1 protein-coding gene is annotated in these 213 nt (G+C 54.5%); it reads left to right on the top strand.

The window, feature by feature from the left end:
• A partial coding sequence (locus tag RN22_RS25360; protein ID WP_046308527.1) for an immunoglobulin-like domain-containing protein occupies positions 1 to 213 on the top strand: 213 nt, incomplete at both ends.

Raw genomic sequence — 213 nt, 5'->3', positions numbered from 1 at the left:
GGACGATGACCGCCCGACCGTGTCTATCGACGGCAAGACCGAGGTCAACGAAGGCAAGAACGCCAAGTACACCGTCTCACTCGACAACAAAGCGGACACCGATGTGACCGTCAAGCTGGTCTTTAATGCCGGTGACACAGAAAACGATGACCTCGGCAACTTCCAGTACAAGCTTGAAAATGGTCAATGGCAAACCGTGCCTGACAGCGGTGA

This window comes from Grimontia sp. AD028 (assembly GCF_000973155.1).
Classification (GTDB): Bacteria; Pseudomonadota; Gammaproteobacteria; order Enterobacterales; family Vibrionaceae; genus Enterovibrio; species Enterovibrio indicus.
Note: the sequence above shows the minus strand (reverse complement) of the source record. Positions and strands in the feature narration are given on the sequence as shown.